Genomic DNA, 23,059 nt, shown 5'->3' with positions numbered 1-23,059 from the left:
ATGAAATGGAGGATATTAGAAGGGGAAACTGATCCGAATACGTTTGTAGTTATTGATTTGGAGGCTTCATTAGGGAAGTCTGTGGAAACAAATAAGATTTTGAGAGATTACATAGAGTCCTACCAGTTCACAGGACAAAATCATGGGAAGCCATATAGGAAGTTTCTATTAGTAAAGCGGTTTGCTAAAGATGTTGAAGATTCCGCTCAGTACATAGGTGAAAATGTAGACAAGTTATACCAAGGATTTGGAGACAGTAGCGTACGAATTACAGGCAAAGGTCAGCATGTTATTGGGATTACCTCTGACAATTGGAGTTACTATAGGCAGAATCTTGAGGTTGTACGTGACTCGGATGTTCTCATTATTACACATTCACGCTATAAAATGCTGTGTGAAAACAATGAACTAAGACAATGGTTCACAGAGGGCAGACACACACAAGTCATAGACGAACGTATTGACTTCGATATTGTCAGTTTCAGTAGGTCGGAGTATAACAATCTATTTTCTATTTTACCGCATACTCTTCATCCCTTGTTGTATGATGCGGTCAGTGGTTTGCTTGATCAGGTTAATGAATGTGAGCGAATGAAGACAAGTGAAGGGAAAAAGCTCTCAAGCACAGGGATCATAAGGTGTCATCCCCGAATTGATAGCTTAGAGTCGGTCTACGAGTTGTCTAATTCCTTAGATAAAAATAAATTTGAGATTATCCGTAACAAAGGTTTAGCAACCTATAATAATCTCATGGGCATTGTTCAAAGACTTCAATTATTCTATCAAAATACATGCTATTACAATTATCATTCACTCAGTACATATAACAGAAATCACAGACTGTTTTGTCTAGCCAACAACATAATATTGGACGCTAACGGACAAATAGACCATCTATACAGTGTGAAAAATGGAAATATCAAATTTATTTTGGATAAGCAGTCAAGGATTGTAGACCATTCAGGCTCAACTATAACGCACATTACATTCAACACCAGCAAAACCAGCATTCATAAGAAGCTGAACACTGAAACTAATCAGAATGAATACTTTGAAAAGGTATCGAATTTTATCAAACGTAACTATAAGCTTGGGAAGCGGTATTTGATTGTTTTACAGAAAGAGTTCGTGTTATCTGATAACGGTGATGAAGGTGGCTTTATTCGTCAACTCAGGCAAGTTGGATTCACTGACATTGCTATTGGAGATGAATATAATGGCGAAACTATATCGGTTAACTGGTATGGGAATCTGATAGGTAAGAACACATGGCGCGACTTCGATTGCTGTTACTTGCTTGGTACGCCTAATCCACGTTTTGAGTCTCATATCATACATTTGTGTCAGTACGCGGATAAGCATGATTGGAGAATTGGATTAGGTGTTGTTAAAAAGGGGAAAACTAAATCCTTCAAAAATCTTGACCTAGAGAAAATCAGGCAAGCTACCATCATTGCAGAGATGTACCAGACAGTGAAGCGGGTACAGCGTAATCCTAAGCCCAAAGCAGAAATATACATAGTGACAAGCGAAGAAGAGGTTTTTAACGGAGTAGCCAAGCAATTGAAACATATCAAGATAGCTAGGCCAATCCCATTAACTGTAGATGATTTTGTTAGCAGACATGAATTAAACGATGCTTCAGGATCATCAAAAGAAGATACAATGACAGAGAAAATTGTAGATTGGTTACTTAAACAGCCACCGGGAACGTATCTAAAGAGAGATATAGCCAAGCAATTCAATATAAAAAGCAGTCATTTTTCAAGATATATCAATAAGGACTTAAGCCTAGTTCGATCGTACATAAGCACAAAACAGATTCGAATTGAATACCGCTCTATTATCAGGTTGTGATCTTTCAACTACTTATGCGAGGGAAGGATATTGGAGAAAACATTTCCAATACCTTGTCTCTCCTCATACGAGGATATACTAATTTAGATTATTGAACTTGATCGAATACTAATCTATCCAATCCCTCTATATATAATATATAGAAAAATGGCGAGATTGGTAAAAAACTCAATGTTTATCTATGTTTTTTACACATTTATTTTTATGAGTTATAGTCAAAAACATGCCTTTTTCGCCTATATTTCAATCAAACTTTTAATTACAATGATGAGATTGGTGAAATGTGTAAATCGGGTTAATTGAGTTTCATAATTATGTACGCATTATTTAGTTTGAACATGGATTATCTGAAACGTTGGATGGGATAAGGTTTAAAGTAAACAAATGAGCAACATAGCGTATGCTGTGGAGCAAATGTTGGAACACGACCCGATAAGGGGAGTTTTCTAATCGTTACCGTTGCAGAAGTAGAAAATAGATGTGGAAGCTGATTTTGATTCCATTGCTTTGTTGTACATAAATTTTTAGGGATTATAGTCACAGAGCCAGATTAGTTGACAGGGAGATAACAGAACAGGCAATGTATTGGTCAATGGATTGACGTTTGGCTTGTCTTTAGTGCGTCCATTAATAATCTATAGGAAATTAAGATGCTTCGTTTTGGGATGGGTATTTGTATAGGAAGGATAACACCTGTTTATTCATAGATAAATATATAGGGTTATGAGCGTTAAAATTGATTTAGGGACTCACCTTTACGTTTTACATATAGCCGCATAGACTTACCATAGAGGCGTTTATTGAAAGGGGGGATGTGGATTGAGCTAGTGTTGGATTGGCTTCACATGAAGTAAGCCAGAATTATATAAAATATAACAATACATAAACAAGGAGAATTTTAAATGAATAAAGCTATCACGCTGACACCAGAGGAATTTGTTTCGCTTAAAAAGGAAAATGAATCACTTGAAAAAGTAGTTGAGGGATACGAAGAATCATATGAAGTAGTTCTGGATTTCATTCATGAACATGGGCTATTCAAAGATTTTAAAGAGTATCTACAGGATCGAATGCATGCAAGCTCTGAGAGATTGATTAGCTTTGATACATATATGGGATTTGTCGAAGGCGTAGAAGCAAAAATGCAGTAAAACAAGCATTTTAAAAATTAATAGGGGAGATAGAAAATGCCACATACTGAAGGAACAAATGAATTTATTAAAAGCGTATTGGGATACGAGGAGCATGATGGACACTTGAAAGCAGAATATGATTTGGAATGTCGTCATGATATGCTAATGGAGTTTGCCGTAAAAAACGCTGATTTATTCTTAGAATTCGCTAATGCGAGTACGGAATATACCAGTAGTAATTTTGTAAAACAGTTTAAACGTAGCTATACACAAAAATAATTATCATACATTAAAAGGAGGTGATGTGCTTGATTGGCTAGCATGTTTGGATACAACATTCTATAGTATCCTTTTACATATTCCTTTCTTGTGTAAAGTTGATTGGATTGTAGCTGACTTCTTTTATATTCTTTAATGAGGTGTTTATTATGGAAGGTAAAAAATTTGTTCTCATGCTTTTACTTTTTTGCTTGTTCGGTATTATAGGACTAATCGCTTTAATGTATGGATTCCTCTGGTTAGTTTTCAACGGATAGTTTATAAAATTGGCATTTTACAGCGCAAAAAATTGGAGGATATATATTTGAGTAAACAAATTTCCCTGCAAGACCTTATAAACGAATATGCTATTGTAGCAGGTCAATTGAGTACAGATGGAATACATATAGAGCCAAAAAGATTCATTATGACAGCCATAATGGATGAAGATTATCCATATGAAGTTGTTAGGACGTTTCTAGACAATTATTACTGCTCAGACGAGCTTGAATCCATTTTAAAGCGTGTGTACGGTTAGGAAGTAGTTGGAGTAGGTAGCAAGTTAGGAAGGGTTAGAATTGAAATTAGAACGCTTGAATTATACATATAGCAACACATAGTAAGCACTTTGACAAAAATACATAGCTTAGAGGAATGTGATATTTATACATCGGATTATTCAAGGATGTAGCCGTGACATAGGGACAATCTCATCGTTCATACACTATCCATGTGAGCTTAAAGACGGGTGGTGTATAACAATGAAGAAGAATGAATTCACCTTTGTCCCTGTTTTTAATCCAGTATCAGACCAATACATAAATAATGATAAACCATTGCAGAATGTCCTAGAAATTATACTTGAACAAATAAGTAATCAATCAACAAAAAGAGAAGACGATGTGTAACAGCATCGTTTTTTCTTTATTTATATACAGTAATGAGCATAGGATTTATAATGAACACAAAACAAAGTGAGGTGTAGACAATTGAATGCTTACATAACGGCTATTTATCCAAGAGTATCTACAGGAATGCAAGCTTCCGAGGGTACAAGTTTGGAAGGTCAAGTGGAGATCTGTTTTAATAAGGCACGTAAATTAGGAATTCAGGAAAATACTCTACAGGTCTATCAAGAAGAAGGGTTTACAGGGGAGGACATTGATCGTCCTGCTCTTAACCGTTTGATGCAAGACATTAAGCTAGGTAAAATCAAATCGTTAATTGTGACGCATCCCGACAGGCTGACAAGAGATCTGACCGACAAACTCATTATTTGCCGCGAGCTTGAAAAACATGATGTAGAGCTTATTTTCGTAGATACAGAATATAAAAACACACCTGAAGGCCAGTTGTTTTTTAACATGATGTCGTCTATTGCTCAGTATGAGTTATCCCTAATTAAAAAGCGTACTGTGCGTGGTAGGCTCAGAGCAGTTGAAAAAGACAAAAAAATTATGCCAATGCGTGTAGCACCTTATGGATATGATCTTGTTGATGGTCAGCTTATAATCAATGAAGAGGAAGCTAAATTCGTTCAACTTATCTATCATTGGTATGTTCATGACTCCAAAACGATGAAACAGATTGGTGAGAGCTTATATTTGATGGGCGCTGTTCCTAAACGAGCAGAAAGTAAGCAGTGGAGTGCCAGTTCTATTGGTCGCGTCCTGACTTCAGAAATTTATATCGGTAAATATTACTATAACCGCAGATCAACGAAGAAGATTAAAGGTGAAAAAACAGCATCAGGTAAAGCTAAAAAGACTTACACTATAAGGAATAAGGAAGAATGGATAAGTGTAGATGTGCCTCCATTAATAGATTTGGGAACTTTTGAACTTGCCCAGAAAAAGAAGCGAACTAATTTTACACGTACAGGTCGGAATGTGAAGCACCATTATTTGTTAAGATCGTTAATCAAGTGTAGTCACTGTGGACGTGTGTGGGAAGCAACAAGCTATCCGGGTAAAGCTAAAAACGGTGAGAAGAAGAGTTATCCCATTTACAGATGTGCTAACAAATACCCCAAGAGGTATGGTGAAGGGGTAGAAAAGTGCGATATTCCGGTGATCCGAACTGAAATTCTTGATGAGTATATATGGGGAATAATTGTGAAAGTTCTGAACAATCCTGAACACCTAAAAAATGATCTTTCAAAAAAGGATAGCCATGCTACAGATAAACTCATGAATTTGAAAAATATCTTCGAAAAACAGGTAGAAGAGAAGGAAAAGGAAAGAGAGAAAATAAAGTTTATGTTTAGGAAAGGGGTTATTGAGGAGGATGAATTGGAAACTGATATGACCACTTTAAATAAAGAGGTAAAAAGAATTCAAGGAGAACTTGGACGACTTGAGGAAAAAATATCTTTATTGAATCGGCAGTCGATGTCTGAGGATGTCATTAAAGTGATGGTATCTAAATATCAGAAAGTATTAAACAATGAATTAGCACCAGAGATAAAAAGAAGGATTGTGGAAAATCTGATTGATGAAATTATAATCCGATATGACCATGAAAAGAAACAATTTAGCTTATCCTTCTATGGGTTCCTAAACAGAATGGTGGATGGATTTTCAAAAGATAATTACTTTGTTTCTGGAACACAACCTGTTCACAATATGAGCCACCAGCCGTAGGTTATGCTCGATGAGTGTATTACGGGAATGGGCGTTGCCTTCGGCAAACAGCTTTAGGTGTCGAGCTTCCTCTTTCTCAGTCAATGGCTGCGGAAAGGCGTTGTTTTTCACGTAGGAAACGAGTAGCGTCAATTCCTTGATGAACAGAGCGATAGCGCTAAATAGTCCGGGCACGGATGACACCTCCTGAGGTAGTTGCGAACTTACCGGCCTTTGTTACTTACCGGGCTTGCGGTCTGTTTATTGTATGTAGGCAGGTGCCCATCCGTGCCTGTACTCCGAAAACTGCTCCGTAACAATTTACAGGTATATCTTACTTGAGCAACCTCCAATACATAATTCGAAACGTTAGGAACTCTATCAACATTGTATGGATGGAGTTTTTTTACATAAAAATACCAAAAAATTCACACACATCCACATGAAAAATTGTACTCTATAGGCAAATAACAAAAAATGGAGGTGTGAAATGCTACGCGGACTCATTGTTTTTTTGCTGGCCGCTATTTTTTCCGTACAAAGTGCTTATGCAGAACCCGTGATGAACACGCAGAGAGTGGCAGCAGAGTATACTTTGAATTTTCCGACCTCTCGTTATCCGGAAACGGGGGCGCACATTAGGGATGCCATTGCAGCCGGGCATTCTTCGGTTTGTACAATTGACCGTGACGGAGCCGAGGAAAATCGCAAGGAGTCTTTGAAGGGGTATCCGACCAAAAAAGGATACGACCGTGACGAGTGGCCGATGGCGATGTGTGCAGAAGGAGGGGCTGGCGCAGATATTCGCTATATAAGTCCTAGTGATAATCGGGGTGCAGGATCATGGGTAAGTCATCAGCTGGACGAATATCCAGACGGAACGCGAGTTGAATTTATAGTAAATTAGTACGAGTTAGGAATCGGTCGGTATGTTGGCCCAGGCAGAACAGACCTAAGATGCACATAAACCGAGCGGAGTTATCCTTATTACGGGAGAGCTTCGCTTGGTTTATTGGACGTCACCCAGAAGCAGTGGCTGTTATGAGAGATAGAAGAAGCGAGTTTAAATTTCGTACGATGACTCTATGAGAAAATTTGTTTATACTTTAATTACTTAATAGTGAAAGCAATGGATATGAGGTGGAAACTAATGATTCTGGTAAGTTCGTGTTTGGCGGGCATGAAGGTGCGATATAACGGGACGGATAGCCTGGATGTACATATTCAGAAGTTGGTAGAGGAAAAGAAAGCTATGACGATCTGTCCTGAGCTTTTGGGGGGCTTTATGACTCCTAGAGAGCCTGCTGAGATTGTTGGAGGGACAGGGGAGGATGTGCTGAACGGCACAGCCAAGGTGATCGAGTTTTCGGGCAACGATGTCAGTGATATGTACATTAGAGGTGCGTACGAAGCTTTGAATATAGCCAGAGAGGTTAACGCAACACTTATTATTTTAAAAGAAAACAGTCCGTCCTGCGGATCAGCAGCTATCTATAATGGGTCATTCGAAAACCGTAAAATAGCAGGTAACGGGGTAACCTCGGCTTTGTTAAAAAAGGAAGGCTTTAAGGTAATATCAGAAGAGCAAATAACCGATATTTTCTTGCATTAGAATATGTAACGGTAGATCAAGCGCCTTGACAGCTTACAGGCTTATACCTGCGAGCGTAAGACGCTTGTTTGTGCTGTGTGCCGCTATACTATATAGACATCACATTATTTAAGCTTTAATGCAAGAATTCCTAGATATTCCTTGAGGGCTGTTCCGGTTGTAGACATGGCTCCAGCAGACGGCGAGAGCTTGCCAGCATAGAGTGACAGATGTTCACTTGCCAGATAGTCGGTTGGATAAGCTGTGGCCTGCATGCCTGCACGCTGAAATTCCAGCGCAGCACGTGGCATATGGAATGCAGAGGTCACCAGAACAGGTTTTGTGAGCTGGTGCTGTTTCAAAATTTGGGATGTATATACGGCATTTTGCTGTGTGTTCAAGGAACGGTTTTCGATCAGGATATCCTTTGCCTGAATACCGAGTCCTAGCAGTTGCCTTTGGGCAATATTCGCTTCATTACCACTGTCTCCAAACACTTGTCCACCGGAAAAAAGAATAGGTAAGCCTGTTGCTTCGTGCAGTCGGGCCGCAGTGAGTAGTCGATTGGCCGCAGACCCTAGCAGATTACCTTGTCCATTGATGTCGGGGGTTCCCTCTGTAGCTCCGCCCCCAAGTACGACAATGACATCGCCTTGAACGGTACGGGGCTGTGGGTATTGCTTTTCCAGGCTACTGATTAGCAGATCTCCAGCCAAATTGGTGGAGGAAACATACAGTAGCAATGTGACAAGGAGCAGTACGACAGCAGGCTTACGCGCCCGTTTCCATAGCCAGATCACGAGCCCTGCCATCACGAGGATAAACAAACCGGGAGGGAGCACGAAGCTGTACAAAAATTTGATGATATAAATCAAGTGCAGACAACCTCCTATCCTTATAAGCTTTATCTATCTTTTGGGTATATTGTAACATAGGCAAATGACTGGATTCCTCTGTCCGAAGACATACCTCGATGAACAAGCGTGCTTGAGAGCTGGAGGCTTTCCAATACATATTTTTGTTTGATAAAGTTGTTCTGTAGGCGTAATATATAAAGTCTAGTGATTTTTTTCATAGAGGAGCGAGAGTGTCATGGGAGAGTTAACGACAGCCAAGCGGATGATGATGATCGCGCTACTGGTTGTATTGTGGGGCATTTCTTGGCCCATTTATAAAGTCGCATTGGAATTCACGCCTCCACTTTTGTTTGCAGGGCTACGTACACTGCTGGGCGGCCTGCTATTGGGAGCAATTTTAGTACCGAGATGGAATCGCATTCGTTGGAAAGAAAATTGGCGGGTGTATGCTATTTCAGGTGTTTTTAACGTGGTACTGTTTTATGGTCTGCAAACGGTGGGACTGATGTACGTACCATCCGGCTTGTTTTCTGTGCTGGTATATCTCCAGCCTGTACTGGTCGGCATTTTTGCATGGATGTGGCTGGGGGAAGCGATGTCCAGACTCAAGGTGATTGGATTGGTCATCGGATTTTTGGGCGTTGCAGCTGTCAGTGTCGGAGGATTTTCAGGACATGTGGCTGTGGCAGGTGTAATCATCGCCATTATTACAGCAGTGAGCTGGGCATTGGGAACGGTATATGTGAAAAAGGTAAACCAGCGTGTGGATTCACTGTGGTTGGTTGCATTTCAATGTACACTTGGAGGCATCGTGTTAACGGGAGCTGGATCGGTAACGGAAAGCTGGTCGGACATCGTGTGGAATGTTCCCTATGTGTCAGGGCTGGTATTCGGGACTGTGCTGGGGATTTCGCTATCATGGTTGCTGTATTTCACGTTGGTTAATTCGGGGGATGCAAGTAAGGTCGCCTCCTATACGTTTTTGGTGCCTGTGATTTCAGTATTTGTCAGCTCTTTGATGCTTCACGAAGCGATTACGGCTTTTCTGCTGATCGGTCTGGTATTAATCGGATTTAGCATTTATCTAGTTAATCGCAGAGCGAGAGTAGTTCGGCAAGCTTGAAAATAGTAACCTAAAAATAGTAACAAGTAAGGACTCTGCACAGTAGCAGGGTCCTTTTTTATATATGATAGAATGCAATGAATGATGGGAACGAGGTTCCCTCCCTGGGGAGTTGGTTAAGCTATGGATGACGGCACGTTGCTAAACAAAGAAGGGAGAAGCGCACAATGACACGCAAATTGCTGATTACGGGAGCAGCGGGCACAATTGGGAAAGTACTGTATGAAGGGCTAAAAGCGGAAGGGACATATGAAATAACCGCCGCTGACTTGAAGAGGGATGAAGAGGCTGGAATTGTTGAAATGGATATACACGATGCCGCACGACTGGATGAGCTTACGCGCGGAGTGGATACGGTACTGCATTTTGCATGGATCAAGGATGAAGGGGATTTCCTTGGCAAGGTTTTGTCTGGCAATGTTAGCGGAGCCTATAAGCTGTATGAAGCTGCGGTGAAAAATGGGGTAAAGCGCATTATTTTTGCCAGTTCCAATCATGCCACAGGGTTTTATAAAGTAGGCGAAACCATCGATGTAGAAGATCCCTACCGACCAGACAGTTTTTATGGATTGAGTAAGTGCTACATTGAACTGTTGGGACGGCTGTATGCCGATCAGGGCAAAATATCTTCAATTAATATCCGTATCGGAAATTTTCCTGGGGATGATCTGCCCCATTCGGAGCGTGCAGCTCATATTTGGATTTCCGAGCGCGATATGATCCGTCTGACCATCTGCTGTATCGAAGCCTGTTCGGAAATGTGCTATCTTAATTTGTACGGTACGTCAGCCAATACGGATAATTATTATGACATTGGCTACTTGGAAGAACTAATCGGATATAAGCCGCAGGATAACGCCGCCGAGCTGCTGGAGCAGGCAAAGAAAATCGGATTTCGGGTGAAACAGGATGAAACCACTTTCCAGGGTGGGCAAAAGGAATAGAGCAGATCGTTCAAATATGCTTTGTAAATGGGCTCAAGGCGTCGATCAGGCGCCTCATATCACACAAAACTTCACAAATATCCGAATTGTTCACTCCTCAGGACACTCCTTTGTTCATGAAGCAAGAGAGGCTTCACTTTCCATTTTGAATGCGCTTACATAAAATGCAGTTATACGGCGGCGGTGCTACAAACCTTGCGGTCGGTAACGTATACAGAGGGGGAGTGACTCACATTGAATCAGCCTATGCCCAAAAATTCTGCAATGCTTACGACGGATTCCCGCCTGGACGGTAAGAGGCTGGGAACGGGCAGGAAACACGGTTTTTTCTATGAACTGATCCGCAATCGGGTATTATTTCTGATGTTGTTACCTACTTTAATTTTTTTCTTCATTAATTCATACATTCCTATGGTGGGTATTTATTATGCATTTACCCAGTTCGACTTCAATACTAGCCTGTTTGATGCCAAGTTCGTCGGACTCCAGAATTTTCGCTTTCTATGGCAATCCGGCACACTGACAAAACTGACATTAAATACGGTCGGGTACAACGCGGCGTTTATTTTACTCGGCAACATGTTAGCGATTGTCCTCGCTATTTTGCTGAATGAGCTGCGAGGCCGCTACTTTAAAAAGATCGCTCAATCTGTGATGTTCCTGCCTTATTTTGTTTCTTTCGTTATTCTAAGTGTCATCGTATATAACATATTTAATTATGATAATGGTTTTCTGAATACGCTGCTGCTGCAATTTGGCGGTGAACGCGTGGATGTATACAACAAACCATGGGTATGGATTTTCCTGATTATCCTGTTCTATCTGTGGAAAAATCTCGGCTACAGTATGGTGATCTACCTGGCAGCGATCACAGGTATCAGTGACGAATATTATGAGGCGGCCAAAATGGACGGAGCCAACATTTTTCAACGAATCTGGTACATTACCGTTCCTATGCTCAAGTCGACATTCGTTGTGCTGCTGTTGTTTGCGCTTGGGAGTATTATGAAAGGACAATTTGATCTTTTCTATCAGTTAATCGGCAACAACGGGGTGCTGTACAATACGACGGATATTTTGGATACTTATGTGTACCGTTCGTTGAAAGTGACTTTTGATGTGGGTATGGCCTCGGCGGCAGGCGTGTACCAATCATTGTTTGGCTTTGTACTGATCATGACTGTGAACTACATCATCCGCAAGTTGAACGACGAATATGCCTTATTCTAGAAAGGAGGACCCAAACGGATGGCGATCAAAGAGGATGTATATACTCGAATTTTTAAAATAATCTCTTATGTGATTATCATTATTGCTTCAATTGCTTGTCTACTCCCGTTCCTACTTATTATTTCGGCTTCACTGACCAGTAATGAATCGATTATCAGGGATGGATATCACTTTATTCCACAGCAATTTTCGCTGGAAGGATACCGGACGGTGTTCACCTTTCCTGAAGAGGTATTACGGGCGTACGGGGTGACGATTTTTACCACTGTTGTAGGCACGACGTTGGGCCTGTTCCTGATGACGATGGCAGGATATGTGCTGGCACGTAAAGATTTTAAATACCGGAACGCGTTCTCATTCTATATTTACTTTACGACGTTGTTCGGAGGCGGGTTGGTGCCTTGGTACATTATGCTGACAAAGTATTTAGGATTGCTTGATACGTATACAGTGCTTATTTTCCCGGGACTGATGACTCCGTTTCTGATCATTTTGATGAAAAACTTCATTCGTTCCTCGATGCCGGAAGAGTTATTCGAGTCCGCTAAAATTGACGGTGCGGGTGATTTTAAAATTTACTATCGGATTGTGCTGCCTTTATCTACGCCGGGTATTGCTACTGTAGGACTGTTTCTGGCCTTGGCTTACTGGAATGACTGGTTCTCATCCTCACTCTTTATTAACGATCCGCATAAATACCAGTTGCAATATTATCTGTATAATGTAATCAACTCCATGCAATTTATCGCTCAAATGGGTGCAGGTACTGGCGTATCCCTTTCCAACGATATGCCGACGGAGTCGACCAAAATGGCAATGGCTATCGTGGTTACCGGGCCCATTTTACTGCTGTATCCGTTCATTCAGCGCTATTTTGTTAAGGGATTGACCATCGGTGCTGTAAAAGGCTAAGACGGAATTCAGGTTGGGATGGCATGGCGTGCTGACGTTGTGGCATCTAAGCAACACTTTTTGTAAGCGTTTTATTTAAATAGATTACCATTTCAAAGGGAGGATTCACATGACATTCACAAAGAAAAGAAAACAACGCATGTCCATCCTGGTTGCAGTAATGGTCATCATGGCGCTATTAGCCGGATGTGGAGGCGGTAGCGGAAACAGCGCTCAAAAAGCAAATGGAGAGGATGACAAGTCTCAGAAAGTGCAGCTGCAATTTTATATGCTCGGGGATGCTCCTAAGGACCTGCCTACCATTGAGGCAGAAATCAATAAGTTGGCGGAAAAAGATCTGAATGCCACCGTCAAATTTAACTATACGACGTGGACAGACTGGGATCAAAAATATAAGCTGTTATTGTCTTCGGGTCAGCCTATCGACCTGATCTTCACTGCAGATTGGACGCAGTATCAGGCCTATGCCAAGAAGGGCGCATTCCTGCCGCTAGACGATCTGTTGCCAAAGGCCGCACCTGCTTTGCAAAAATTTGTGCCTCAGGACATGTGGGATGGCGTTAAAATCGGGGGTAAAATTTACACCGTGCCTGGCACGTATAAAGAATATGTCACAAACGGTTTTGTATGGCGTGAGGATTTACGTGAGAAGTACAATTTGCCTAAACCGACAGATATGAAAAGTTACGAGGCTTATATGGATGGGATACGTCAGCATGAGCCAAATATGAAAACCGTATCTCTGAACAGCGATATCAAGGGAAATCTGCATGATCGATATACCGAATTAGTAACAAAGAGCGTGGGCACACTGCCTTATGGTATCGGTATTAAATACGAAAAACCAACAGAAGTTTATAAATATTGGGGCTCGGATGAACAAAAGGAAGAGCTGAACACTTACAAACGCTGGGCCGATAAAGGATTCATTCCCAAAAACGTATTAAACGTAAAAGATACGCTTCAGGATCAAGTGACTTCTGGTAAAGCAGCGAGTATTTTCGGTGACAATCCAACCCGGTTTAATGATATGGTCATTAAGCTCAAAGCATCTCACCCGGACTGGAAGCTCGAGTACTACCCATTCCCTTTGACGACAGGTTATGCAACTCCAGTGCATCCGATTCATAACGGCTTTGCGATTCCAAAAAGCAGCCCAAATCCGGCGCGCGCATTGGCTTTTTATGAAAAGCTTGTGACGGACAAACGCTATAACTTGCTCACGCAATATGGTATTGAAGGCAAAAACTACGAAGTCAAAGATGGTTACTATCATATGATAGGTAGCGGCAGTACGAACGGTTTTTCAAGGGAAGGTATGAACAGTTGGGCTTGGCGTAACCCGGAATACATGCTGTTTGATTCAGGCTTTGACCGTGTGAAGAAGATTTTTGCCGAGCTGGATAAAATTCAGAAGCCTGACCTGTTTACCGGCTTTGCAGAGGACTATACGACCTACCAAGCTGAGAAAGCGGCTCTGGAGCAGGTTGAGAAGCAATATCTGTATCCGCTCCAAGCTGGGTTGATTGACAACGTCGATCAAGGTTTGCAGACTTTCTTGCAAAAGGCAAACCAAGCTGGGCTGGAGAAAATCCAGACGGAATATACAAAACAATGGGAAGTCTACGTGAAGGAGAAGGGGATTAAATAAAACATAAAGAATTGTGATATAAAGAAGAAAAGCAAGTCTCCAGAAAGTTGGAGGCTTGCTTTTTTATGTCAGTCTATTTTTAATGGCGTTGAGAGCAGTTTACTTATTGCGCATTCGCTTTAGAACGGCGAAAATCTGTCGGTGTTACGCCCAAGCTACGTTTGAACAAGCGATGGAAATAAGAGCTGCTCGCAAATCCGGTTTGTTCTGCCACGTCAGCCACCGACCAGTCGGTCTGTTCCAGCAACTCACAGGCCTTGCGTATACGGAGCTGCTGGATGACGTCCACAATGGTGGACAGGGTCTGCTGCTTATAAAGTCTGCTTACATAGATTGGCGACATATCCAGCTCTTCCGCAATCTGATTGAGACAGAAATTAGGATTCGTATAACCTTGTTCCATTCGTTCATTAATTTGCCGTACCAGTCGTTCCTGCTTCGTATTTCGTTTTTCCGATAGACTGGAGCGAACATGATCAAAGACCAATTGGTAATGATCAATAAGATCCTCGGCGGTCTCTAACCGATCTGCGGATGGTAATTCGGGTTTAGATTCCATAGCAAATCCATTGAGCTCACTTATATGCCGAACAGCATTATTTACACTCATGATGAGCCGGGATATCGCCACCTGAACAGAGGAAAACGGATATTTTTCCATATGCATCAGCAAGTCTTTGAACATACTGTGTGCATCCTTCGTATGACCAGATAGCAGCGTATCCAGCATTTTTTTCTCTTTATCGGCTGGATATACGTAAGTATTTTGGATATCTTCTTCTGTAGTGTTTTGCGCATTAATAATACAGCCATGTCCCTGAAAAAATCGGTGCATAGATGCGTCCTGTACCTGGCGGTACAGCAGATGCAGCCGTTCTGGTTGACTTGTAATGGCGCTGTAGGTCAGTGATACACTCAATTTCAAATATTCAAAGCAAGCTTCGCGTATTTGGCGTAATAAGGTTTCCAGCAGTACAGTGTCTGTATGCTCCGCGGGATCGAGAATGTTGAGCATCAGTAGGACGCTGTCCTCATCCATATCAACGGTCTCCACTCGGTATGTCTGCCCACATATTTCGGAAGCGATATTCATGATTGCAAATTTATAGGGTAGCAGGTCAGGTCCACGTTCCCTTTGCCACCGGGCATATTCATCTATTCGCAGCAGCACAAGGCGGTAGTCTTTGTCGAACTGGAACGTAATCCCAAGCTCGCGCAATCGTTCCGGTTCTTCTCCGGCAGGAAGATTTCGGATTCCCCGGATCACATTCCGTAAAATGTTTTGCCGGATTGTGTACATGCTGTTTCGTTTCTCCGATTCCAGTGAATTCATATGCACAACGATTTGGCCAATAGGCGTATACAACATTTTGGACAGCAGCCACGAAGCCACGAATCCTGCCAGTGCGATGATGGCGGCTATCAGTACCATCGCATTACGAATAACACTCGCCATTTTGATAACGCTTTCATATGGTGTGACACTAATATACTGCCAGCCTAGTCCATCCGGGGAGGTGTAGGAAATGAGTGATCTTTTACCATGAAAGTCTTCTACAAAATAGCCTGTTTCCTGTTTTTTGACTCTGGTGTGCAACCATTGCTGTTCTTTTTCGTTCAAAGATTCGTCCGTCAGTGTTATACCGGACAACAGTCTGCCCTGATCGTCTAAAATATAAGCCGCTCCGCCTGAGGTTGGGCTTGCCGCCATTTCCTTGTTCATCCAAGCCGCAGACACATTCACAATCACAGCCGAATTTATCGCTTCGTTCGAGTTAATTGCGTCATAACATAAATACGTATAAGCTGCGATATCTGGGCTTGCTTGCTCTGCTCCTGCTACGGAGTCTGAGGCAGACAGCAGCGGATACGTGCGTGGGATAGGCGTAAATGGTTTATAGTCCTGATAATGATCCAGTACGCGAATGATATCTGTATCAGCCAGTTCATTTTTGCTGAATAATCCGTTTTGACCTTGTGAGGATGCAATGTAGAAGGTACCGCTTTTAGGATTGTACACATAGATGGATTCAATATACGGCATGGAATTAAGATAATTATTTAATTCAGTCATGGCAGCGGTTACATCATATACATTGGGTTTGGGATAATACAACAACTTGGACAGGGTACTGCTGCGATACATTTGAAATGCCAACGATTGAGCAATGGATGTCATGTTAATGACCTCTTTGCTTCTCAACGTTAAGCTGTTGTGATTGGCCTCGAACGCCTGCTCCTTTTCCACGCGAATATAGTAGAAATAATACACAGTGGTAGATACCAGCAACGTTAGCGTAATACATAACGTGATGCTGACCAGCAATTTGCTGTGAAGCTTGTGATGCTTTTTGAAATTGCTCATGGCAGGCCTCCTGTCTGTGTGCACGTAGCTGTAAAGTACACCCTATTTATGTATTCATTATACGTGTGATCCTGTGAACAGGACAGTGAACAAACCGATTCTTTGTGAAAAATAATGATCTTTTCGTAAAAAGGCCAGGAACACTTATACGCATTGGATTGCGTCGGTTCCCGGCCGGGTTTGTCTGTTCAAATAAAAGAAGGAAAGATGACGGTACTTCAATCAGTCAGGAAATTGAACGTTACCTTTAACGATATAGGCTTCACCTGTGCCATTTTCCGCTAGAGCTGGGATCGTATCGTTCAGCACGACACCGCGAATGTCGGTAATCCGTATTTTTAGAGGCTGTTTTCCTAAATTAGTACCCAGAAAGTGGTTGTAATCCTGTTTTTCGAGATTGAGCCATTGTCCGTTTTGTTGGACTTCCATCTTCAAGACCGGATATTTATGATTGCGTACCTGAATGGCTGCCCACCATTGGCTGCTGCCTTCTTTAATGCGGTAGGAGACATTGCCGCTAACCGGAGCTTTGACAACTTTCCACGAAATATTGATTTTTCCATCAATTTGATTACCGATCAGGTTGAATGCATTCGGGGACAGATCGAGCGCACCACTTGGACCTTCAGGGTAAAGATCCGTTACATATACGGTTGTTTTCCCTTTAGGGCCTTGAACTTCTAAATAGGCTCCAGCTAATGCGGCTTTGATTCCGTTATAATTCAGTTGTGTCCGGTTAAGCGCTGTAATCTTGGCATCCGAAGGGATGGGATCAAGCAGTAATGCCCCTCCAGAGTAACCTGATCCTGTATATGTAGCGTATCCCGTGTATGTATCATTCCAAGCAGCTGAAGCGGGAAGGGCGAACAAAACAAGACTTAGCAACGACGTCAGACCGACGGTTTTGAACTTTCGGAACGCAGATTTTTTTTGCATAATCATTTCCTCCTTGTTCAATTAATAGATTTATATAGTAAATATAAACACTATATTACCTAATATTTCAAATTATACAATAGGACTTTGAGGCAAAAAGAAAATATAAAAGATATTTGTCAACATGGGCATAGGCCATATGGCGTGTTTTGGGAAATGGCAGAACTGTGCTTTTTTTCGCAGACAGTTTGCAGGGCAGGTGGTAAGTTCAGGAAGATGTAGCTTTATAACAGAGGGCAGGGATGACTGGAGAGTAAAGCACAGAGGAGGGGGTTAATAATGGGGACGAATGTCTTTTATGTACCGCCAGTAAATTTGATGGGAAGCGGATGCCTTGGGGACCTGGGACCACTACTGCAAGAGAAGGAATTTATGAAAGCGCTTGTCGTAACGGATAAATGGTTGCGACGAAATGGGATTGCTGACCGCGTTATTGCTATGTTAGAGCAACATGGAATTCCGTATATTGTTTTTGACGGAGTCCAACCTAACCCTACCTGTGACAATGTTCACGAAGGTGTTAAGGTGTTTCAGGATAACGGATGTGATGTTCTCGTCTCGGTAGGTGGAGGATCGCCTCAGGATGCGGCCAAAGCTATTGGCATTATTGTCACGAATGGAGGGCATATCTCGGAATATGAAGGCGTTCACAAATCAAAACGGCCGTCCGTTCCGATTGTGGCGGTGAATACAACAGCGGGGACTTCCAGTGAAGTCACCATTAACTATGTCATTACGGATGAAAAACGTAAGGTGAAAATGGTCATGGTTGATAAAAACAGTCTCGCTTCCATTTCCGTCAATGATCCTGAATTAATGGTGGGCAAGCCGGCTGAATTAACTGCAGCGACAGGAATGGATGCGCTTACGCATGCGATTGAAGCGCTTGTTACCCCTGGAGCCTATCCGGTCACGGATGCCACTGCCTTGGCTGCCGTCGAACTGATATTCCATTATTTGCCCGAAGCTGTGAACAATGGTCAAAATATCGAAGCCCGGGAAAAGCTTGTCTATGCTGTCTTTCTCGGAGGGATGGCCTTCAATAATGCAGGTTTGGGATATGTGCATGCGATGGCCCACCAGCTCGGCGGTGTGTACGATCTGCCCCATGGCGTGTGTAATGCGATGCTGCTACCCTATGTGCAGGAGGCCAATGCTCAGCATGTACCACGTAAATTCAGACCTATTGCTCAGGCAATCGGATTTTCAGTCAAAGGGCGGACTGATGAGGAATGTGCTGAGTTTGTTGTGGATGCCATCCGTGGACTGGCGCAGGAGGTCGGAATTCCGAAACGTTTGTCTGAGCTGGGAGTAACGGATCCAGACCTCAATCTGTTGGCAGACAATGCCATGAAAGATGCGTGTGCCCCTGGCAATCCTTTTCAGCCGACCAAAGAGGAAGTTATCACTTTGTTTCAAAAAATACTCTAGAGCGAAACTTAAACTAGGACTTTTGTATGAAGTCTTTTAAAAAGAATAAGCGAACTATTGTTCTCCTTTTGTTTGTCGTATACAATCGAATCATGCTGATTCAAACGGAGTGATGTCGAACTCCGTTGTATGCTGCAACGAAAGGATGTTATGCACCATGATGGGAAGAGCCCATTTAATTATTGGAACCGGGGTCTCCCTGTCGGTATTAGCCTTAAGTGGATTCGAAGTGACTCCGGCTGCCGTGGCAGCTGCTGTGGTTAGTTCACTGTTGCCGGATATTGACGAGCCTAACTCCATGCTCGTGAGCCGTGCGTTGCCAAACAAAATGCTTAGACTCGTACAGCTTCTAATGATTGGGGCTGCTGGCTGGGTATTTTTCACCCGTTTGGCTCCACCGCCATGGAATCTTGTTTTGGCTTTGCTGATGATCAGCGCTTCTTTTATGCCTTCACGATCCATGCGCAAGGTTATTATCTTTCTACTTGGTATCGGCCTAGCCTGGTATGGGGAATCATATGCACCGTGGAATTATATCGCTGGGTGTCTGCTGATCATTTGTACGCTTGTCCCGCACCGGGGATTGACACATACGGTGTACGCGACAGTAGCATGGACCGCGCTGCTTTACGGTACGACACGTTTGCACGGTGACAGCATATGGCTGGCTGGAGGTATGGCGTACTTGCTGCATTTACTGGCAGATTCCTTGACGAATAACGGAATTAAACCTTTGCCGCCGTTCAAATGGAAGTTGCGATTTAAATTGATGAGTACCGGAACCCGGAAGGGAGCAAAGGTAGAAAACGTCTGCATTGCTTTAACAGCTGTACTTGTAGTGATTGCTTTGCTTCGTTATAAGCATTTGATTTGAGATGTTCTATCTTTTGTTTCTATTAAATTAAAAAACAGTCAATGCACGTTGTACGTGTCTTGACTGTTTTTTAATAGATCGCTAACTTCTGTTACATCTTAAGCTCGTTCAATAATGGTATTCAGCGTTGTACGATCCAGATTTTGAACCAGCTTGATGATCAGCTCTTTGGCTGCATCATAATCATCGGTGTGAATAATGGACGAGGAAGTATGGATGTATCGTCCACAGATACCTATGACGGTGGATGGCACGCCAATTCCGCTCAAGTGCACTTGGCCTGCATCGGTTCCCCCTGTGGAGATAAAATATTGATACTTGATTTTGTGGGTTTCCGCCATGTCTTGCACGTATTCCACAATCCCGCGATGTGTAATCATGCCCGGATCAAATACCCGCAGCAGTGCGCCTTTACCGAGATGCCCGTAAGCATTCGAGTCGCCGCCCATATCGTTGGCTGCACTGCAATCCAGTGCAAAGAAAATATCCGGCTGAATCAGGTTGGCCGCTGTGCGTGCGCCACGCAGTCCCACTTCCTCCTGAACAGTGGCCCCCGCATACAATGTATTGGGAAGCTTATCTTTTTCTGTATGTAATGCTTCAAGCAGTTCAATAGCCAAGCCTACACCGTAGCGATTATCCCACGCTTTAGCCATGATTTTTTTAGGATTTGCCAGCGGAGTGAAATCACAGATGGGTGCAATGGCCGTTCCTGGTACGATCCCCAGATTTTGCGCTTCCTGTCGGCTGTCTACGCCGATATCCAGATACATATGTTTGATGTCCATAGGCTTGTTGCGTTGCGATTCATCCAGCAAATGAGGCGAAACAGAGCCAACTACACCGATAACGGGGCCTTTTGGAGTCAACACTTGAAGACGCTGTGACATGATGGCTTGGCTCCACCAGCCTCCAACCGGCTGAAAACGAATCATTCCATTTTCCGTAATGCCATTCACGATAAATCCTACCTCATCCAAATGGCCTGCCACCATTATACGTGGTCCGCTCTCTTGACCACGTAGCACGCCAAAAAGACTGCCCAAACGGTCCTGTACGATTTCATCCGTATAACCGGATATCCGCTCTTTAACCCATGCCCGCAGTTCACGCTCGTGACCGGGAATGGAAGGAAACTCCGTTAAAGTTTTAAACAATTCCAACGTTTTTGATTCCATGATGTGTACCTCGCTCCTTATTAATTAACCAGTGGTCGTCATGTATTCAGTATGAATGGATTTGTACCGAATGTCCACGATATCATTTTCCTGACATAACATTTCCCCAAAAAGCTCATAATGATAAAGACCCAAGCAATTCGAACCGCCAAGCGCGAAACTTACAGATAAGGGGTGGTGAATGATGCCAGCTAAATCCGGGCAGCGCGGTTTTCGTACTAATACGTCACCGCTGTCCATAAATGAGAAGGACTATCAGAGTATTTCACAAAAGCATGAACCTTCGAGAAAAGTATTTGCCAATTGTGTGCGCGCTTTTCTGGTTGGAGGCGTGATCTGTGTGATTGGACAGGCGATTCAGGAGGCTTTTATGGCAGGAATGCACATGTCAGCCAAGGAGGCAGCGCCGCCGACCTCATCCATGATGATCTTGCTGGCGGTCATATTAACCTCCATCGGGGTTTACGATAAGGTTGCCCAATGGGCGGGAGCGGGAACCGCTGTGCCAATTACAGGCTTTGCTAACTCGATGTGTTCGGCTGCATTGGAATATCGTTCCGAGGGACTGGTGCTCGGTGTGGGCGCGAATATGTTCAAGCTGGCAGGCTCGGTTGTCGTATTCGGGGTGGTGGCCGCATTTATCGTAGGAGTTATATACGCCATCCTTGGTGTGGGGGGCAATCACCTATGAGAAGGCAGGGAGGACAAACCTGGAAGTTTGAATCGAGACCGCGCATTATTGGCAGTGCCACCGTTGTTGGCCCGGATGAAGGAGAGGGGCCGTTGTCCACAGATTTTGATTATATTTATGACAATATCGAAATTAACGAGAAAACGTGGGAAAAAGCGGAACGTAGATTGATTGAGCATTCTACTGAGCTGGCGCTAATTAATGCCAATTTAAACAAAGAGGAAGTGCAATTTTTTATTAGTGGTGATTTGATGAACCAGATTATCAGCAGCTCCTTCTCGGCTAGCAAGCTGGCCATTCCCTATTTAGGTGTTTTTGGAGCTTGCTCAACATCAATGGAAAGCTTAGCCTTAGCCGCGCTTATTGTGGACTCAGAGGCGGGTGACTACGTGATGGCGGGTACGACCAGTCATAACTGTACTGTGGAAAAGCAGTTCCGTTACCCTACGGAATATGGGTCACAGAAGCCGCCCTCGGCTCAGTATACCGTTACGGGTTCCGGCGCCGCAATTGTGGGACATGCCAAGTCAGGTACGGTGGTGGACTGTGCTACCATTGGACGCGTGATGGATATGGGCATTAAAGACCCCTTTAATATGGGCGGAGCCATGGCTCCAGCGGCGGCTGATACCCTGTTGTCTCATTTTCGAGATACAGGCCGGGACCCTGGTTACTATGACCTCATTGTAACGGGGGATTTAGCCTCAGTGGGGCTGCCGATTGCCAAGGAGCTGCTCAAAAAAGATGGGTACGATATGAATCAGACGGAATTTAATGATTGCGGTTTACTGATTTACGACATCAATAAGCAAAAGAAGGTCATTGCAGGGGGCAGTGGTTGCGGATGCTCGGCTGTGGTAACTTATGGACATCTGTTGAAGCGGATCGAAAAGGGAGAACTGCAAAAGGTACTAGTCGTGGCGACCGGAGCGTTATTATCTCCTTTGTCCACACAGCAGGGTGAAAGTATTCCCTGTGTTGCACATGCTGTAGCTTTCGAAGCGGGGGGAAAAGTATGATATATCTATGGGCTTTTTTAGTGGGTGGTGCCATTTGTGTCGTGGGCCAGTTGATGATGGATGCGTTTAAAATGACGCCAGCACATACGATGAGTACGTTGGTAGTTGCAGGTGCAATTGCTGATGCCGTTGGGATATACGATCCGCTTATTAAATTTGCAGGGGCGGGTGCGACCATTCCAATTACCAGTTTTGGTAACTCACTCGTACACGGCGCACTAACCGAATTGGAGAAGGATGGATGGCTGGGTGTCATTACAGGGATTTTTAGTCTGACAAGTGCAGGAATTTCCTCGGCGATTATTTTCTCTTTTCTGGCATGCTTGTTTGTTCGTCCAAAAGGAAGCATATAAAAGCAGTATACTTTAGATATGACATAAGTAAAATA

Annotated in this window: 22 protein-coding genes and 1 pseudogene; 18 read left to right on the top strand and 5 right to left on the bottom strand. The window is 43.2% G+C overall.

The window, feature by feature from the left end; all coding sequences use genetic code 11:
• The first annotated feature begins 81 nt into the window (after nucleotides 1-81).
• The 6 genes from AC6EJC_RS18595 to AC6EJC_RS18570 all read left to right on the top strand — a co-directional run bounded on the left by AC6EJC_RS18595 (nucleotide 82) and on the right by AC6EJC_RS18570 (nucleotide 5,890).
• Nucleotides 82-1,857, top strand: coding sequence for a hypothetical protein (locus tag AC6EJC_RS18595; RefSeq protein WP_444955238.1), 1,776 nt, complete (start codon nucleotides 82-84; stop codon nucleotides 1,855-1,857).
• A 902-nt stretch (nucleotides 1,858-2,759) separates the two neighbouring features.
• Nucleotides 2,760-3,008: a hypothetical protein gene (locus tag AC6EJC_RS18590; RefSeq protein ID WP_444955237.1), complete on the top strand. Its 249-nt coding sequence runs from the start codon at nucleotides 2,760-2,762 to the stop codon at nucleotides 3,006-3,008.
• Nucleotides 3,009-3,044: 36 nt separating this feature from the next.
• Complete coding sequence (locus tag AC6EJC_RS18585; RefSeq protein ID WP_044645149.1) at nucleotides 3,045-3,269, top strand: hypothetical protein; 225 nt, start codon at nucleotides 3,045-3,047, stop codon at nucleotides 3,267-3,269.
• A 304-nt stretch (nucleotides 3,270-3,573) separates the two neighbouring features.
• On the top strand, nucleotides 3,574-3,786 hold the full coding sequence (locus AC6EJC_RS18580) for a hypothetical protein (protein ID WP_444955236.1): 213 nt from the start codon (nucleotides 3,574-3,576) through the stop codon (nucleotides 3,784-3,786).
• Between the two features lie 223 nt (nucleotides 3,787-4,009).
• Nucleotides 4,010-4,156 carry a hypothetical protein gene (locus AC6EJC_RS18575; RefSeq protein WP_155766947.1) on the top strand — a complete coding sequence of 49 codons (147 nt, stop codon included), beginning with the start codon at nucleotides 4,010-4,012 and terminating at the stop codon, nucleotides 4,154-4,156.
• Between the two features lie 66 nt (nucleotides 4,157-4,222).
• A complete protein-coding gene (locus tag AC6EJC_RS18570) occupies nucleotides 4,223-5,890 on the top strand; it encodes a recombinase family protein (RefSeq protein ID WP_444955235.1) in 1,668 nt (555 codons plus the stop codon).
• Here the strand turns inward: AC6EJC_RS18570 and AC6EJC_RS18565 are convergent.
• Nucleotides 5,861-6,064: pseudogene (locus AC6EJC_RS18565) on the bottom strand (RNA polymerase subunit sigma-70); the annotation flags it as partial. The gene AC6EJC_RS18570 and the pseudogene AC6EJC_RS18565 overlap by 30 nt on opposite strands.
• Nucleotides 6,065-6,359: 295 nt before the next feature.
• On the opposite strand from AC6EJC_RS18565, the gene AC6EJC_RS18560 reads away from it, so the two are divergent.
• Nucleotides 6,360-6,776, top strand: a complete 417-nt coding sequence (locus AC6EJC_RS18560; protein WP_444955234.1) for a NucA/NucB deoxyribonuclease domain-containing protein — start codon at nucleotides 6,360-6,362, stop codon at nucleotides 6,774-6,776.
• 243 nt (nucleotides 6,777-7,019) lie between these two features.
• The gene (locus tag AC6EJC_RS18555) at nucleotides 7,020-7,481 is read left to right on the top strand and encodes a 2-thiouracil desulfurase family protein (RefSeq protein WP_444955233.1); all 462 of its coding nucleotides are present in this window, start codon (nucleotides 7,020-7,022) and stop codon (nucleotides 7,479-7,481) included.
• A 104-nt stretch (nucleotides 7,482-7,585) separates the two neighbouring features.
• Here the strand turns inward: AC6EJC_RS18555 and AC6EJC_RS18550 are convergent, their stop codons facing one another.
• Nucleotides 7,586-8,335, bottom strand: a complete 750-nt coding sequence (locus AC6EJC_RS18550) for a YdcF family protein (RefSeq protein ID WP_444955232.1) — start codon at nucleotides 8,333-8,335, stop codon at nucleotides 7,586-7,588.
• Nucleotides 8,336-8,552: 217 nt separating this feature from the next.
• Between AC6EJC_RS18550 and AC6EJC_RS18545 the strand changes: the two genes are divergently transcribed.
• From AC6EJC_RS18545 to AC6EJC_RS18525, 5 genes are all read left to right on the top strand, one after another.
• Nucleotides 8,553-9,440 carry a DMT family transporter gene (locus AC6EJC_RS18545; RefSeq protein ID WP_444955231.1) on the top strand — a complete coding sequence of 296 codons (888 nt, stop codon included), beginning with the start codon at nucleotides 8,553-8,555 and terminating at the stop codon, nucleotides 9,438-9,440.
• 167 nt (nucleotides 9,441-9,607) lie between these two features.
• Nucleotides 9,608-10,384 carry an NAD-dependent epimerase/dehydratase family protein gene (locus AC6EJC_RS18540; RefSeq protein ID WP_444955230.1) on the top strand — a complete coding sequence of 259 codons (777 nt, stop codon included), beginning with the start codon at nucleotides 9,608-9,610 and terminating at the stop codon, nucleotides 10,382-10,384.
• 234 nt (nucleotides 10,385-10,618) lie between these two features.
• The gene (locus AC6EJC_RS18535; RefSeq protein ID WP_444955229.1) at nucleotides 10,619-11,614 is read left to right on the top strand and encodes an ABC transporter permease; all 996 of its coding nucleotides are present in this window, start codon (nucleotides 10,619-10,621) and stop codon (nucleotides 11,612-11,614) included.
• Nucleotides 11,615-11,632: 18 nt separating this feature from the next.
• Entirely contained in the window at nucleotides 11,633-12,526 is an 894-nt protein-coding gene (locus AC6EJC_RS18530) for a carbohydrate ABC transporter permease (RefSeq protein ID WP_061830389.1), read from the top strand.
• Between the two features lie 109 nt (nucleotides 12,527-12,635).
• Nucleotides 12,636-14,177, top strand: coding sequence for an extracellular solute-binding protein (locus tag AC6EJC_RS18525; RefSeq protein ID WP_444955228.1), 1,542 nt, complete (start codon nucleotides 12,636-12,638; stop codon nucleotides 14,175-14,177).
• Nucleotides 14,178-14,280: 103 nt separating this feature from the next.
• Here AC6EJC_RS18525 and AC6EJC_RS18520 read toward each other — a convergent pair whose 3' ends face one another.
• The gene (locus AC6EJC_RS18520; protein WP_444955227.1) at nucleotides 14,281-16,542 is read right to left on the bottom strand and encodes an AraC family transcriptional regulator; all 2,262 of its coding nucleotides are present in this window, start codon (nucleotides 16,540-16,542) and stop codon (nucleotides 14,281-14,283) included.
• A 222-nt stretch (nucleotides 16,543-16,764) separates the two neighbouring features.
• Nucleotides 16,765-17,478, bottom strand: a complete 714-nt coding sequence (gene exlX / locus AC6EJC_RS18515; RefSeq protein ID WP_444955226.1) for an expansin ExlX — start codon at nucleotides 17,476-17,478, stop codon at nucleotides 16,765-16,767.
• A 279-nt stretch (nucleotides 17,479-17,757) separates the two neighbouring features.
• Between exlX and AC6EJC_RS18510 the strand changes: the two genes are divergently transcribed.
• Both AC6EJC_RS18510 and AC6EJC_RS18505 read left to right on the top strand, forming a co-directional pair.
• Nucleotides 17,758-18,909, top strand: a complete 1,152-nt coding sequence (locus tag AC6EJC_RS18510; protein ID WP_444955225.1) for an iron-containing alcohol dehydrogenase — start codon at nucleotides 17,758-17,760, stop codon at nucleotides 18,907-18,909.
• Nucleotides 18,910-19,066: 157 nt separating this feature from the next.
• Nucleotides 19,067-19,783, top strand: coding sequence for a metal-dependent hydrolase (locus AC6EJC_RS18505; protein ID WP_444955224.1), 717 nt, complete (start codon nucleotides 19,067-19,069; stop codon nucleotides 19,781-19,783).
• Between the two features lie 98 nt (nucleotides 19,784-19,881).
• Here AC6EJC_RS18505 and AC6EJC_RS18500 read toward each other — a convergent pair whose 3' ends face one another.
• Nucleotides 19,882-20,961 (bottom strand): M42 family metallopeptidase, encoded by a 1,080-nt coding sequence (locus AC6EJC_RS18500; protein ID WP_444955223.1) that lies wholly within the window; start codon nucleotides 20,959-20,961, stop codon nucleotides 19,882-19,884.
• A 184-nt stretch (nucleotides 20,962-21,145) separates the two neighbouring features.
• On the opposite strand from AC6EJC_RS18500, the gene spoVAC reads away from it, so the two are divergent.
• Genes spoVAC through spoVAE form a run of 3 tightly spaced genes read left to right on the top strand, consistent with a single transcriptional unit; the run spans nucleotide 21,146 to nucleotide 23,024 of the window.
• Nucleotides 21,146-21,652 (top strand): stage V sporulation protein AC, encoded by a 507-nt coding sequence (spoVAC, locus tag AC6EJC_RS18495; RefSeq protein ID WP_444955285.1) that lies wholly within the window; start codon nucleotides 21,146-21,148, stop codon nucleotides 21,650-21,652.
• Nucleotides 21,649-22,671 (top strand): stage V sporulation protein AD, encoded by a 1,023-nt coding sequence (gene spoVAD / locus AC6EJC_RS18490; RefSeq protein WP_149093917.1) that lies wholly within the window; start codon nucleotides 21,649-21,651, stop codon nucleotides 22,669-22,671. Before spoVAC ends, spoVAD begins: the two co-directional genes overlap by 4 nt.
• Nucleotides 22,668-23,024, top strand: coding sequence for a stage V sporulation protein AE (gene spoVAE / locus AC6EJC_RS18485; RefSeq protein ID WP_025682025.1), 357 nt, complete (start codon nucleotides 22,668-22,670; stop codon nucleotides 23,022-23,024). The genes spoVAD and spoVAE overlap by 4 nt, the downstream gene beginning before the upstream one ends.
• The last annotated feature ends 35 nt before the right edge of the window (nucleotides 23,025-23,059 follow it).

Source organism: Paenibacillus sp. TY11 (genome assembly GCF_059772165.1).
This window is presented reverse-complemented; position numbering and strand designations above follow the sequence as displayed.

Bases quoted from the DNA above. Each gene is read 5' to 3' on its own strand.
- AC6EJC_RS18590 (WP_444955237.1), top strand. From the start codon at position 2,760: ATGAATAAAGCTATCACGCTGACACCAGAGGAATTTGTTTCGCTTAAA.
- AC6EJC_RS18585 (WP_044645149.1), top strand. From the start codon at position 3,045: ATGCCACATACTGAAGGAACAAATGAATTTATTAAAAGCGTATTGGGA.
- AC6EJC_RS18575 (WP_155766947.1), top strand. From the start codon at position 4,010: ATGAAGAAGAATGAATTCACCTTTGTCCCTGTTTTTAATCCAGTATCA.
- AC6EJC_RS18560 (WP_444955234.1), top strand. From the start codon at position 6,360: ATGCTACGCGGACTCATTGTTTTTTTGCTGGCCGCTATTTTTTCCGTA.
- AC6EJC_RS18555 (WP_444955233.1), top strand. From the start codon at position 7,020: ATGATTCTGGTAAGTTCGTGTTTGGCGGGCATGAAGGTGCGATATAAC.
- AC6EJC_RS18545 (WP_444955231.1), top strand. From the start codon at position 8,553: ATGGGAGAGTTAACGACAGCCAAGCGGATGATGATGATCGCGCTACTG.
- AC6EJC_RS18540 (WP_444955230.1), top strand. From the start codon at position 9,608: ATGACACGCAAATTGCTGATTACGGGAGCAGCGGGCACAATTGGGAAA.
- AC6EJC_RS18530 (WP_061830389.1), top strand. From the start codon at position 11,633: ATGGCGATCAAAGAGGATGTATATACTCGAATTTTTAAAATAATCTCT.
- AC6EJC_RS18525 (WP_444955228.1), top strand. From the start codon at position 12,636: ATGACATTCACAAAGAAAAGAAAACAACGCATGTCCATCCTGGTTGCA.
- AC6EJC_RS18520 (WP_444955227.1), bottom strand. From the start codon at position 16,542: ATGAGCAATTTCAAAAAGCATCACAAGCTTCACAGCAAATTGCTGGTC.
- exlX (WP_444955226.1), bottom strand. From the start codon at position 17,478: ATGCAAAAAAAATCTGCGTTCCGAAAGTTCAAAACCGTCGGTCTGACG.
- AC6EJC_RS18510 (WP_444955225.1), top strand. From the start codon at position 17,758: ATGGGGACGAATGTCTTTTATGTACCGCCAGTAAATTTGATGGGAAGC.
- AC6EJC_RS18505 (WP_444955224.1), top strand. From the start codon at position 19,067: ATGATGGGAAGAGCCCATTTAATTATTGGAACCGGGGTCTCCCTGTCG.
- AC6EJC_RS18500 (WP_444955223.1), bottom strand. From the start codon at position 20,961: ATGGAATCAAAAACGTTGGAATTGTTTAAAACTTTAACGGAGTTTCCT.
- spoVAC (WP_444955285.1), top strand. From the start codon at position 21,146: ATGCCAGCTAAATCCGGGCAGCGCGGTTTTCGTACTAATACGTCACCG.
- spoVAD (WP_149093917.1), top strand. From the start codon at position 21,649: ATGAGAAGGCAGGGAGGACAAACCTGGAAGTTTGAATCGAGACCGCGC.
- spoVAE (WP_025682025.1), top strand. From the start codon at position 22,668: ATGATATATCTATGGGCTTTTTTAGTGGGTGGTGCCATTTGTGTCGTG.